Annotated in this window: 15 protein-coding genes and 1 riboswitch; of the genes, 5 read left to right on the forward strand and 10 right to left on the reverse strand. The window is 75.9% G+C overall.

Annotated features, from left to right (window positions below; translation table 11 throughout):
* Positions 1–19 precede the first annotated feature (19 nt).
* Positions 20–697, reverse strand: coding sequence for a hemerythrin domain-containing protein (locus EV188_RS08655; RefSeq protein ID WP_133825835.1), 678 nt, complete (start codon positions 695–697; stop codon positions 20–22).
* A gap of 79 nt (positions 698–776) precedes the next feature.
* Positions 777–1,490, reverse strand: a complete 714-nt coding sequence (locus tag EV188_RS08660; RefSeq protein WP_166659789.1) for a hemerythrin domain-containing protein — start codon at positions 1,488–1,490, stop codon at positions 777–779.
* A 128-nt stretch (positions 1,491–1,618) separates the two neighbouring features.
* Here EV188_RS08660 and EV188_RS08665 point away from each other — a divergent pair, with 128 nt between their 5' ends.
* The 3 genes from EV188_RS08665 (at position 1,619) to EV188_RS08675 (ending at position 4,442) form a co-directional block, all read left to right on the forward strand.
* Positions 1,619–2,434 carry a hypothetical protein gene (locus tag EV188_RS08665; RefSeq protein WP_133825837.1) on the forward strand — a complete coding sequence of 272 codons (816 nt, stop codon included), beginning with the start codon at positions 1,619–1,621 and terminating at the stop codon, positions 2,432–2,434.
* Positions 2,435–2,503: 69 nt separating this feature from the next.
* A complete protein-coding gene (locus EV188_RS08670) occupies positions 2,504–3,790 on the forward strand; it encodes a cytochrome P450 (protein WP_133826317.1) in 1,287 nt (428 codons plus the stop codon).
* 214 nt (positions 3,791–4,004) lie between these two features.
* On the forward strand, positions 4,005–4,442 hold the full coding sequence (locus EV188_RS08675) for an SRPBCC family protein (protein WP_133825838.1): 438 nt from the start codon (positions 4,005–4,007) through the stop codon (positions 4,440–4,442).
* On the opposite strand, the gene EV188_RS08680 is transcribed toward EV188_RS08675, so the two are convergent.
* Complete coding sequence (locus EV188_RS08680) at positions 4,417–4,923, reverse strand: nuclear transport factor 2 family protein (protein WP_133825839.1); 507 nt, start codon at positions 4,921–4,923, stop codon at positions 4,417–4,419. The two genes, EV188_RS08675 and EV188_RS08680, sit on opposite strands and share 26 nt — an antisense overlap.
* 61 nt (positions 4,924–4,984) lie before the next feature.
* Between EV188_RS08680 and EV188_RS08685 the strand changes: the two genes are divergently transcribed.
* Positions 4,985–5,527: a TetR/AcrR family transcriptional regulator gene (locus tag EV188_RS08685; RefSeq protein WP_133825840.1), complete on the forward strand. Its 543-nt coding sequence runs from the start codon at positions 4,985–4,987 to the stop codon at positions 5,525–5,527.
* Positions 5,528–5,670: 143 nt separating this feature from the next.
* On the opposite strand, the gene thiG is transcribed toward EV188_RS08685, so the two are convergent.
* From thiG to thiO, 3 genes are all read right to left on the reverse strand, one after another.
* Positions 5,671–6,438, reverse strand: a complete 768-nt coding sequence (gene thiG / locus EV188_RS08690; RefSeq protein ID WP_279536719.1) for a thiazole synthase — start codon at positions 6,436–6,438, stop codon at positions 5,671–5,673.
* Complete coding sequence (gene thiS / locus EV188_RS08695) at positions 6,435–6,638, reverse strand: sulfur carrier protein ThiS (protein ID WP_133825842.1); 204 nt, start codon at positions 6,636–6,638, stop codon at positions 6,435–6,437. Before thiS ends, thiG begins: the two co-directional genes overlap by 4 nt.
* 11 nt (positions 6,639–6,649) lie before the next feature.
* Positions 6,650–6,734, reverse strand: a riboswitch (TPP riboswitch).
* A gap of 28 nt (positions 6,735–6,762) precedes the next feature.
* Positions 6,763–7,899, reverse strand: coding sequence for a glycine oxidase ThiO (thiO, locus tag EV188_RS08700; RefSeq protein ID WP_133825843.1), 1,137 nt, complete (start codon positions 7,897–7,899; stop codon positions 6,763–6,765).
* Positions 7,900–7,931: 32 nt separating this feature from the next.
* On the opposite strand from thiO, the gene thiE reads away from it, so the two are divergent.
* Positions 7,932–8,597, forward strand: a complete 666-nt coding sequence (gene thiE / locus EV188_RS08705; protein WP_243741565.1) for a thiamine phosphate synthase — start codon at positions 7,932–7,934, stop codon at positions 8,595–8,597.
* On the opposite strand, the gene EV188_RS08710 is transcribed toward thiE, so the two are convergent.
* The 4 genes from EV188_RS08710 to EV188_RS08725 all read right to left on the reverse strand — a co-directional run bounded on the left by EV188_RS08710 (position 8,575) and on the right by EV188_RS08725 (position 12,171).
* Positions 8,575–9,492 carry a S1 family peptidase gene (locus EV188_RS08710; protein ID WP_133825844.1) on the reverse strand — a complete coding sequence of 306 codons (918 nt, stop codon included), beginning with the start codon at positions 9,490–9,492 and terminating at the stop codon, positions 8,575–8,577. The genes thiE and EV188_RS08710 overlap by 23 nt on opposite strands.
* 97 nt (positions 9,493–9,589) lie before the next feature.
* A complete protein-coding gene (locus EV188_RS08715) occupies positions 9,590–10,855 on the reverse strand; it encodes a hypothetical protein (RefSeq protein ID WP_133825845.1) in 1,266 nt (421 codons plus the stop codon).
* A 171-nt stretch (positions 10,856–11,026) separates the two neighbouring features.
* Positions 11,027–11,722, reverse strand: coding sequence for a DUF3159 domain-containing protein (locus EV188_RS08720; RefSeq protein WP_243741613.1), 696 nt, complete (start codon positions 11,720–11,722; stop codon positions 11,027–11,029).
* 2 nt (positions 11,723–11,724) lie between these two features.
* Positions 11,725–12,171: a VOC family protein gene (locus EV188_RS08725; protein WP_133825846.1), complete on the reverse strand. Its 447-nt coding sequence runs from the start codon at positions 12,169–12,171 to the stop codon at positions 11,725–11,727.
* Between the last annotated feature and the right edge of the window lie 61 nt (positions 12,172–12,232).

Raw genomic sequence — 12,232 nt, forward strand, 5'->3', positions numbered from 1 at the left:
TCAGGGCGACCCATAACACTCACGTGCGCGGAGCGCCTCCGAACACCAGCTTCTCCGCACGACGCAGACGCCAGCGGGTGATCGGCAGCAGGACCATGAGCACCGGGCCGGCCATGCGGCGCAGGTCGGCCATCTCGTCGGGGCTCGCGGCGTCGGCGACGCGGGGCAGCGCGAAGCCCATGTCGCCGCCACGGTCGCGCACGGCGGCCTCGACGGCGTGCCACTCGTGCTGCGGGACGTGCGCCAGGATGATCGGGAAGACCTCGCGCTCCTCCTCGTCGATGTGCTCGGTGAGCAGGTCGGCCAGCGCGCCGAGGTGACGGGCCAGGGCCCGCCCGACCGACGGGTCGGCGGGCGCCTGCGCGAGCTCGTCGGCCGCGGCGCGCACCTGCGCGAGCAGCGGGTCGAGGGCGGCGTGGTCGTCGGTCAGGGCGGCGAGGTCGACGCGGTCGCCGGCACGCGCCTCGAGCACCGGCCAGAGAACGTCGTCCTCGGCCTCGTGGTGGTGATGGATCTCGTCGGCGAGGCGCCCGACCCAGCGCGCGATCGCCGCGGCGCGGGTCCGGTCCACGCGCTCCGCGCCGGCGACGATGCGCGTCGCCAGGTCGGCGAGACGGCGGCTGTCGCGGCACATCGCGCGGTGGCCGAGGGTGATGCCGAGCAGGTCGTCGCGGCGGGTCGGGGTCGCGGTGGTCATGGCGGTTGCTCCTCCTCGGGGCGGCGCCGACCCTCGTGATCGGCGCGGCGGGAGCATCGGACGGGGCACTTGCGAACGACTAGTCACCGAAGACGAGCCGCTCGCGCCGGCGCAGGGAGCGCCGGGCCAGCACGCCCGCGAGCCCGCGGCCACCGAGGGCGGCGTGGACCGCGGCGAGGTCGTCGGACGAGGCCGTCGCGTGGGCGCGGGCCGCGGTGAACGCCGGGTCGGGCGCGCCGGCGTGCAGGGCGCCGGCGGCACGGAGCCAGTCCGCGCGCGGCATCCCGCGCAGCACGGCGCCCAGCTCGCGCTCGGCGTCGCGGCGGTGCTCGTCGAGCAGGTCGGCGAGCTCACCGAGGAGTCGGGCCAGGCGCCGGATGCGGGCGAAGTCCTCGGCGCTGGCGACCGCGATCGGGCGCACCGCCACGGCCCCGACCAGCCCGCGGGTGGCGCGCCGGACCTCGCCGAGCAGGCCGCGCAGGGCGACGTGGTCGTCGCGCAGCCCCGACAGGTCGAGGGTGCGCCCGGCGTGCTGGGTGAGCACCGGCCAGAGCACGGCCTCCTCGCCGTCGTGCCGGTGGCGGATCGCCTCGCAGACGTGCTCGACCCAGTCGCCGACGGCCAGCGCGCGCCGTTCCCCGAGCGCCACCGTGCCCGCGGCGATGCCGTCGGCGAGGCGCGCGAGGCGGCGCACGTCGGCGAGCAGCGCGCGGTCGGTGACGCGCAGCGGGGCGAGGTCGCGGTCGGTCGGGGACACGGGGTCGGCGGCGGTCTCGGGCGGGGCGATGGTCACGCCGGGCTCCTGGGGATCACGTGCTGCTCGTCGGATGCCGCCAGCGTGGTCGCACCGCTTGTCGTCGACTTGTCGCGCGCTTACCGCCCCACGTGTTCGCCCCCTCGCCCAGGGGGCACAGTCTCGGCGTGCCTGTTGACGCCCCCGTCCTGCGCCCGACACGGGCCGGCTGGCCGGTCTACGCCGAGCGCCCCCGCCGGCGCACCCGCCAGTTCGTCGCCGACGTCGCGGTGCTCGCCTGGGTGGCGGTCGTCGCGTCGCTCGCGGTGCTGCTCCACGACGCGGTGCTCACCCTGCAGGGCCCCGGCCGCCAGATCGGCGCGGCGGGTACCCAGGTGCGCGACACGTTCTCCGGCGCCGCCGACACCGCGTCCGGCGTCCCGTTCATCGGCGAGGACCTGGCCCGCGCCCTGTCCGGGGGCGCCCGGGCCGGGGAGGACATCGTCGCGGCGGGCGACCAGCAGATCGCCGCGGTCCAGGCGCTCGCCACGGGCACGGCGTGGACGGTCGCCCTGCTCGCGATCGTGCCCGTGGTCGCCGCCTGGCTCTGGTTCCGGGTGCGCTGGATGATCGCGGCGCGGGCGGTCCTCGCCCTGCGCGACGGCCTGTCGGGCGGGGTGGGCGACGCCGACCTGCTGGCCCTGCGCGCCCTGGTCCACGCCACGCCGCGCCGGCTCGCGCGGGTGCCGGACGCCGCGATCGGGTGGCGGCGCGGCGACCCGCACGTGCTCTCCCGGCTCGCCGCGCTGGAGCTCGCCCGGCTCGGGTTGCGGGCCCCGACCCTCGTGCGCGCACCGGGCGGAGGCGTACCGTCCGGGGCGTTATCGGACGAACCGGACGATGCCGCCGAAGCCACCCCCGGGCGACTCTCCAGGGTCGACCCCGACGAACGGTGGGGTGACACACCCCCGTCACCGGGTCCATCGGGCACTCAGACGTCCTAGCCTCGGCCCCCGAGCGGCGGCGTCCGGTGCGGGGAGGGCAGAGTGGACACGGTGGTGGACCGTTCACGACTGGCCGCACTGCGGTCACGGGTCGTGGGCTGGGCGGCGCGCCAGTACCTCGCGTGGCGCAGCCGACGCGGCCTCGACCCGGTGACGCTGCTGCCGGATCACGCTCTGATGCCCTTGCGGCGCGACGTCCTCGACCCCGTGCCCGCGCTGCGCGAGGCCCGCGAGGACAACCCCGTGCGGCACTTCCCGCTGCCCTTCGGGGTGACGGCGTGGCTGATCACGGGGCACGAGGAGGCGCGCGCCGTCCTCGGCCGCACGCGCGGACTGTCGAACGACTTCGGCCACCTCGTGGGGCAGGCCGGCGTCAAGGAAGGCCAGAACCCCGGCGGGCTGGGCTTCACCGACCCGCCGGAGCACACCCGGCTGCGGCGCCTGCTGACCCCGGAGTTCACGTCGCGGCGCCTGGCCCGCCTCGGCCCGCGGATCACCGAGATCGTCGAGGGCCGCCTCGACGCCATGGAGGAGCTGGCGGCCGCGGGCGAGCCCGTCGACCTCGTCCGCGACTTCGCGACGCCGATCCCCTCGCTGACGATCTGCGAGCTGCTCGGCATCCCCTACGACGAGCGCGACGAGTTCCAGGCGCTCTCCACCGCGCGGTTCGACCTGTTCGGCGGGGCCGGCGCGGTCTTCGACAACATCTCCGGCTCGCTGCAGTACCTGCGCGGCGTCGTCGAGCGCCAGCGCGTCGAGCCCGGCGAGGGCCTGCTGGGCCAGCTGATCCGCGACCACGGCGACGAGCTGGACACCGACGAGCTCGCCGAGCTCGCCGACGGTCTGCTCACCGGAGGGCTGGAGACCTCGGCGTCGATGCTCGCGCTCGGGGCCATGGTGCTCCTGCGCGACCCCGACAGCTTCGCGCTCGTGCGCGACGAGCCCGGCGCCGTCCACGGGTTCGTCGAGGAGCTGCTGCGCTACCTCACCGTCGTCCAGATCGCGTTCCCCCGCTTCGCGACCGAGGACATGACCCTCGGCGGCGTCGCGATCAGCAAGGGCGACGGACTGCTCGTGTCGCTCTCGGGCGCCGACCGCGACCCGCGCCTCGTGTCCGACCCCGAGCGCTTCGACCCCCGCCGGCCCCCGACGCCGCACCTGGCCTTCGGCCACGGCATCCACCGCTGCATCGGGGCGGAGCTCGCGAGGATGGAACTGCGCACGGCCTACCCGGCCCTGCTGCGCCGCTTCCCGCACCTCACGCTGGCCCCGGACGGCGGCACGCTGGAGGAGCAGCCGTTCCGCACGACGTCGATCGTCTACGGCGTCGACGCCCTCCCCGTCGCCCTGCGCTGAACGGAGCAGACCCGGTACGAGCGATGCGGCATCTTGCTGGCGATTCAATGCAGCACGCCGATAGGGCCAGGATCGCCACAGCCTCGCTCGCGCGACACGCCGGGAGCTCGCGACGCACGGGGTGAGTCAGCGTGGCGGCCACGCTGGCACTGAACGTCGGTAAAGCCCCCACGATCATGAATCCCGCCGGTCGGCAACGGGTAGGAGCCGGGGCGTGACGGAACGCCAGGTGTCCCGCTCCATCGAGGTCGACGCACCGCCGAGCACGGTGTTCGCGCTCCTCGCGGACCCGCGCCGGCACCCCGACTTCGACGGCTCCGGCACCGTCCAGTCGTCGATCTCGGGGCCGTCGCGGCTCTCGCTGGGCTCGACGTTCGGCGTCGGCATGCGGATCAAGCTGCCCTACCGGATCTCCAACACCGTCGTCGAGTTCGAGGAGGACAAGCGCATCGCCTGGCGGCACTTCAACCGCCACCGCTGGCGCTACGAGCTCGAGCCGACCGCGACGGGCGGCACCACGGTCACGGAGACCTTCGACTGGTCGACCGCCCTCGTCCCGTTCCTCCTCGACCGCAGCGGCTTCCCGGCCGCCAACGCGCGCGGCATCGAGAAGACGCTGCCACGCCTCAAGGCGCTGGCTGAAGGGCGCTGATCTCCCGCTCGGCCAGCGCCCGGTCGAAGGCCGCGATGCGCTCGGTGTCGGCGAAGAAGTCCTCGTGGTCGACGACGCGACCCCACCGCGTGCGCAGCACCAGCACGGCGCGGTTCTCGTAGAGCCGGGTGCCGTCCGCGGCGTCCGCGTGGTCGTCGAAGCGCGCCCAGATCGTCAGCGCCCACGGCGGCCCGCTGACCGCGATCTCGCGCAGCCGGCCCTGGATGCGCGAGGCGACGAACGTCCGCAGGAACCGTTCGATCGCCGGCTTGCCCCGCCACGGGCCGGCGAAGCGGTGCTCGCCCTGTGGGAAGTGCAGCACGGCGTCGTCGGCGTAGGCGGTGAGCAGCGACGACGGGTCGCCGGCGTTGAGCCTCGTGACGTCGCCAGTGAACTTGGCGCGCAACGCCACGGGCAGCAGCGCCCGTGCTCCGAGGCCCGCCGCGACGCCGAGCCCGATCCCCGTCAGCAACCTGCCCATACCGCTCACCTTCCCGAATTAGGTAGAACGCTCTAGTGAGAGGAGAGCATAGGGTGGGGCGGTGGACAAGGTCCCGACCCGCGACCGGATCCTCCTCGCCACCGCGGAGCTCTTCCGGCGCCAGGGCTACACCGGCACCGGGCTGAAGGCCGTCGTCGCCGAGGCCGGCGCGCCCTTCGGCTCGCTCTACCACCACTTCCCCGGCGGGAAACAGCAGCTGAGCGAGGAGGTCATCCACGCCAGCGGTGCGTACTTCCAGGCGCTCGTGATGGCCGCGTACGACGAGCAGTCGACCACCGCGGACTCCGTGTGGGCGGTGTTCGCCGGAGCCGCCGAGACGCTCGAGCAGACCGACTACGCCGACGCGTGCCCGATCGCGACCGTCGCGCTTGAGGTCGCGAGCACCGACGACGTCCTCCGCCGCGCCACCGCCGAGGTCTTCACGGCGTGGGTCGAGGCGCTGACCGAGCGGCTCGACGGCGACCGCGACCGCGCCACGGCGGTCATCTGCGCGCTCGAGGGTGCGTTCGTGCTCAGCCGGGCGCTGCGCTCCACGGAGCCGATGTTCGCCGCGGGACGCCTCGCGCTCGCGGGACTGGGGTGAATCGAGCTGGCGGATTTCCTGACGGTGAGTGTCAGCGTGGCCGCCACGCTGCAACACCCCGGACCACGCCCCACCCGGCGTGTCGCGCTACCGAGGATGTGGCGAGCCTGGCTCCAGACGCCAGCGATGCCGCATCGCTCGCACTACCCCCCGTCCACGCCCGGGCTCGACGCCTGGGCCCAGTACCGGCGCGGGATGCGTCCGGCGCCGTGGGCCAGGCGGCCCGCCTCCACGCCCAGGCGCATGGCCGTCGCCATCGCCTCCGGGTCGGACGCGCGGGTGACGGCGGTGGCGAGGAGGACCGCGTCGCAGCCGAGCTCCATCGCCAGCGCGGCTTCCGACGCCGTGCCGATGCCCGCGTCGAGCACCACGGGCACGGGCGAGGACGCGGTGATCATCTCGATGTTGTGCGGGTTGCGGATGCCCAGCCCGGTGCCGATCGGCGCGCCCAGCGGCATCACCGCCGCGCAGCCGGCGTCGGCGAGCTTCTGGGAGAGCACCGGGTCGTCGTTCGTGTACGGCAGGACCGTGAAGCCGTCGTCGACGAGCTGCTCGGCGGCGTCGAGGAGCTCGATCGGGTCGGGCAGCAGGGTGCGCTCGTCGGCGATCACCTCGAGCTTGACGAGATCGGTCGAGAGCGCCTCGCGCGCCATCCGCGCGGTGTGCACCGCCTCGGCGGCCGTCCGGCACCCCGCGGTGTTGGGCAGGGCCTCGATGCCCAGGCGCTGCAGCAGCGCCAGCACGCCGGGCCCGCCGCCCGCGTCGAGGCGGCGCATGGCCACCGTCGTCAGCTCGGTGCCCGACGCGACGAGCGCGCGCTCCAGCACCGCGAGCCCCGAGGCGCCCCCGGTGCCCAAGATCAGGCGCGACGAGAACTTGCGGCCACCGATCACCAGCGGATCCACGGTCAGCCCCCCTGCACCGCGGTGACGACCTCGATGCGCGAGCCCTCGAGCAGCGCCACCGTCGCCCAGCTCGCGCGCGGCACCACCGTGCCGTCGAGCGCCACCGCGACCCCGCGCTCGGGGACGCCGTGCTCGGCCATGAGCGCGGCGATCGTGGTGCCCGGACCGACCTCGCGCGCCTCGTCGTTCAGCCAGACGGTGCTCATCGCTGCCCCTCCCTCCCTGCGCCGGCATGACCCGGATCAGGTTCGACGGTCGGAGCCCCGCTGGCTCCCTCTCAGCCCGTGCCCGGGCTCCCGTGGTGTCCGGTTCCCACCGTACGCGCGGACCTCAGCCCCGCACAGCGGCCGACCGGTCGGCCGCCGCCCCTCGCGCCACGTCCGGGAACGGGTCCCCGCGCAGCACCGCCGCCAGCGCGTCCACCGTCAGGGCCACCAGCAGCATCCCGTTGCGGCCGTGCCCGGTGGCCGCCAGCAGCCCGGACGGCCCGACGGGCCCGAGCAGCGGGAGGTTGTCGTCGGTGCCCGGACGGAACGAGGCGGCGGACTCCTCGAGGGCGTAGTCGGCGATCCCCGGCAGCACGCGCTCGACGTCGGCGACGAGGTCGCGCACCCCGCCGACGCGCACGTCCGGGTCGAAGCCGGCCTCGTACTGCGTCGCCCCGACGACCAGCCCGCCCTCGTCGCGCGGCACCGCGTACACGGGCCGCCCGCTCACCGACGCGCGCACGGTCCGTGACGGCGGCGGCAGCGACGACCGGCGGGCCCGCACCCGCAGGATCTCGCCCTTGACCGGGCGCACCCGCCCCTCGAGCGCCGGGTGCAGTCCCGCCGACCACGCCCCGGCGGCCACGACGACGCGGTCGGCCTCCAGCGTCTCGCCGGACGCGAACGACACCCCCGTCACCCGCGCCCCGTCGTCGAGCACCCCCACCACACGGGCTGACGACGTCACGACCCCGACCGCCGACCCCGCCGCCGCCAGCGCCCCGAGCAGCACCCGGTTGTCGACGGCCAGGTCGTCGGGCACCGCCAGCCCCGCGCGCACCGACGGCCCCAGCGACGGCTCCAGGCGCCGCACCTCCCGACCGGTCAGCCGCTCGACGGGACGCCCCCAGTCGCCGAGGTGGGCGGCCACGCGGTCCAGGTCGGCGACGTCCGCGGCGTCCACGGCCACCTGCAGCGTCCCCTCGCGCCGCAGCCCGACCGGCCGCCCGGCGTCCGACGCCACGGCGGACGCGAACGACGGCCACGCCGCCAGCGACGCCGCCCCCAGCTCGAGCACGTCCCGCTCGCCGGGCCACGCCTCGCTGATCGGCGCGAGCATGCCCCCGGCCACGCGCGAGGCCCCGGACCCCGGGTCGGGGTCGACCAGCACGACCTCGCCCGCGAGCCCCTCGCGCGCCGCCGCCCAGGCGACCGCGGAGCCCACGGCCCCTGCCCCCACGACGACGAGCCGGTCCCGCACGGTCGCCGAAACTACGCGATACCGTCGTCACGGTGAGTGCCTCCAGGATCGACCGCCGCGCGCGCCTGCAGGAGGCCCGGCTCTACCTGTGCACCGACGCCCGCGCCGCCCGCGGCGACCTCGGCGCGTTCGCCGACGCCGCCCTGCGCGGGGGTGTCGACGTCATCCAGCTGCGCGAGAAGGGCCTGGAGGCCCGCGAGGAGCTCGCCGCGCTCGAGGTCCTCGGCGACGCGGCCCGCCGGCACGGCGCGCTGCTCGCCGTCAACGACCGCGCCGACGTCGCCCTCGCCGCCGACGCCGACGTGCTGCACCTCGGGCAGGACGACCTGCCCGTGCCGTGGGCGCGCCGCGTGGTGGGCGACGACGTGCTCATCGGGCGCTCCACCCACGACGCCGACCAGGCCGCGGAGGGCGCCACCGAGGCCGGCGCCGACTACTTCTGCACCGGCCCCTGCTGGCCCACGCCGACCAAGCCGGGCCGCCCCGCGCCGGGCCTCGACCTGGTCCGCACCACCGCCGCCGTGGCCCCCGCGCGGCCCTGGTTCGCGATCGGCGGGATCGACCACGCTCGCCTCGACGAGGTCCTCGCGGCCGGCGCGACGCGCGTCGTCGTCGTCCGGGCCATCACCGAGGCCGACGACCCCGAGGACGCGGCCCGACGACTCAGCGAGCGACTCAGCCCGCCGTCGACAACCTGAGCCTCTCGGTCGCCAGGATCTCGTCGATCGGCTGGTAGAGGCTCGTCCCGCCGGCCGTCGTGCAGTCGCCGGTGCCGCCGGAGAGCAGCCCGAGCGCCGAGCTGCCGGACACGAACGGGCCTCCCGAGTCGCCGCCCTCGCTGCACGCGTCGGTGAGCACGAGGCCCTGCACGGGGCCCGCCGCGTAGTTGGCGGTGACGTCGACGGCGGTGACCTTCCCGCAGCGCCAGCCGGTCGTGGAGCCCGAGCGGCAGACGGTGGCGCCGACCGGGGCGGTCGCGGTCCCCGTGATCGAGCGGGTCGTGGAGCCCTCCGCGGCCACCGACGGCGTCGCCCGCCAGCCGGGGCCGACGTCGACGACGCCCCAGTCGCCGGTGCGGTCGAACACCGAGCTGCGCACGGGCCCGACCGGGGCGTTGTTGGCGCCCGTGACGTCGCCGCCGCGGGTGGTGCAGTGCCCGGCGGTGATCAGCCGCGGCGCGCCCGACTCGCTGGTCGCCGTGAACGCGAGCGAGCACCGCGTCCCGTTGACGCGGATCGCGTCGCCGCCGACGAGGTCGTAGACGGGCGGGTCGGCGCGCGGGGTCGGCGCCGCCACGCCCTCGACGACCCGCACCGACGCGTCGACCTCGCGCGCCTCCTGGACGTAGGAGGCGGTCCGCGAGTCCCGCGGCGCCGCGTTCAGCGCCAGCACGACCGTCCGGTCCGCGAGGTCGACCCACCAGGCGCTCACCGACGACGGCGCGCCGCGGCGCTCCGCGAGCGCGTCGAGGCGCTCCTTGACCGCCCCCAGCTCGGCCGGCGCGGACGCCGGTGCGGCCACCGCGGGGGCCGGGCCGGCGAGCAGCAGCACGCCGGCCACCGCGACGAGCACCAGGGCCGCCAGCCGACCCATCGCCACCCCCAGCTCGCCCGTTCGTCGGCACAGACGCCGACGGCCGGACGAACGCTAAAGCGTCCGTCCGGCCGTCGGTGGGAGCCGGGGAGGAATCTCAGCCGTTGGTGGAACCCCCGCCGGACCCGCTGCCCGAGTCCCGCGGCAGGAGGTTCGGCAGGCCGCCGCTCTGGGAGGAGCGGGTCGGCTGCGAGGTGCTGGTGTCGGGCTGCTGGGTGCCGGTGCCACCGGTCCCGCCCTGCTCCTCCTGCTGGGTCCGCGAGGTCGTCGTGGAGTCCGGGGCGGTCGTCTCCTCGGTCGACGAGTCGGACGGCGCGGTGGTGGCCTCGGACGTGCCGGTCTCCTGACCGAAGAGGCTGCCCACCGACGTGCCGCTCGACCCGCCGGAGAGCGGGTGCCCGGCCGCGGTCTCGACGCCGAACGTCGCGATCAGGGCGATGACGAACACGCTCGCCGCGACGCCGCCGAGGGTCACCCAGGTCTTCCACCCGAGGCCCTTGAGCGCGGCGAGCATGCCGGCCCAGTTTATCCCGCGACGGGCCGGTTCCGGCTCGAGCGGCGCCACCGTGGTGACGGCGTCGTCGGGCCCGAGCGGCGGCCCACCGGGTCCACCGGGTCCACCGGGCCCCGTCGGGCGGCCCGGCTGGCCCATGACCGCCGTCGGACCGCCGCCCGGGGGCGTGCCCGTCTGGCGGCTCTGCGGGATGAACGCGGTCGGGCGTGCCTCGGTGGGCGCCCCGGGAGCGCCGGGCGCGAGCGAGGTCGCCGGGCCGTTCGGGTCGACGCGCGCGTGCACGCGCGTCGGGTCGGCGCCCTCGTGGCGCAGCGCCACGCGGCCCGGGTGCACCGGCTGGCCCGGCTGCCCGGGACGTCCGGTCGGCGGGCCCGCGGCGCCGGGCACCCGGCGTGTCGGGTCGGCCGGCGGCATGCCGGGGCGCACCTGGCGCTGGCCCGGCGGCACCGGGACACCGGGTCCGGGCGTGGGCGGGCCCACGGGCGGCCGGCCGGGCGGAGCGGGCTGCTGCACCGGAGCCTGCGCGGACCGGGCGCCGGCAGCACCGGCGGCACCACCCGCGACCTTGCCGACGGCCGTGGCGATCCGGGTGTTGTTCGGGCCGGCGACGACGAGCCGTTCCTTCACCCGGTCACGCGTCACTTCCAGCGACTTCTGGTAGAGCGCGGAACCGACGGTACTGATGATCGAGGCGACAGCCGCGCCGCCGATGGTGCCGAGCACACCCATGAACGACCCGAGGATCGCCGCGGTGGCGGCCGCCAGCGCACTGGCGATGATCTGCGGGAAGGTCAGGCCGATGCCGGCGGACGCGGACGCGGTCTTCTCTTCGGGGTTCGCGGGTGACATGGCTCCCGGGGGCGCGGGTCGGGGTGGCACGGACAGGTCGGGCGCCGTCAGTCGACGCACCGACCACAACGGACGACGCCCACCATCGTCCCGCGTTGTCCGCCGGTGAGAGCGTTCACCCGCGGCCCAAGTCGGTTGCGGCCGGACGTCGCAATGACTAGGCCGAACAGATCAGGCGTCGGGGACGACGGGGCGCCGTGGGCCCGGATGCCCGGGCGGCAGGGCCGAACGAACCAACGGCCAGGACGCTGCGATGCACACCACGACGAGCGGCCACGTCAGCACGATCTGGGCGACGAGCAGGGCGGCGGGCTGCTCGGCCCACCACAGCCCGAGGAACACCACGACACGCAGCGCGTACTGCGCCACCCACACCCAGCTCGCCCGGCAGTAGCCGCGCACGAGGTCCGGGTCGCGGCGCCAGAGCGTGGGGTGCCCTGTGAGCGTCCCCACGACGACGCCCAGCAGCGGCCACCGGATCGCGATCGAGACGAGCCAGGCGACGAGGCTGCCGGCGTTGGCGACGATGCGGGGCAGGAAGAAGTCCTCGGCGCGCCCCGTGTAGAGCGCGAGCAGCGCCGCGCCCACCGCGAGCAGCAGGCCGACGGCGACCGCGCGGGGGCGGTCGCCCCGGCGCAAGCGCCACGCGGCGATCCCGGCGGCCACGACGACCGCGGCGATCCCGCCGACGAGGATGGGCTGCGCCCACGCCAGCGCGTCGGCGACGAGCCAGACTGCGACGAACGCCACGCCGGGCGCCGACGCGTCGAGCGCCTGCCCCTTGCCGCCGAGGAGCTCGGTGAAGGGGTTGGCCTCGCGATCCCGGCCGGGCGCGCGCTCCTCGCCCACCTCGGGGTCGTCGGGCACGGTCAACCGAGGGACTCCGCGGCACGGCCCCGGCGTGCGAGCTCGGCGGTGAACGCCGGCGACGGCGTGCTCGGGCTCGAGATCTCCACGAGCATGCCGTTGGGGTCGGTGACGAGCATCTGGCGCCGGCCGTGGAACAGGTCGCGCGGCGGGGCGACGAGCGGCAGGCGCAGCCGCCGGGCCTCGGCGTGCACCGCGTCGACGTCGTCGACCATGAACGTGAGGATCACGCCGGCCGGGTCGGCCCGGTAGGGCGGCGGCACCAGCTCGTGGCCGACGGCCCAGATGGCGAGCTCGTGCACGTCCTCGTCCGGGCCGTCGGTGCGGGTGAGCGCCACGTACCAGTCGCTGTCGAAGGCGACCCGGAAGCCGAGCAGCGCGACGTAGAAGTCCCGCGTCTCCGGCAGCCGGTCGGACAGGACGGTGGGGAACGAACGGCGCATCGCCATGCCTCGAGATCCTCTCTCCGGCGGGGCCTCCATCGTCGCGCATCGTCGCCGTTCCCCCGGT

It is taken from the genome of Actinomycetospora succinea (assembly GCF_004363095.1).
Taxonomy (GTDB): Bacteria; Actinomycetota; Actinomycetes; order Mycobacteriales; family Pseudonocardiaceae; genus Actinomycetospora; species Actinomycetospora succinea.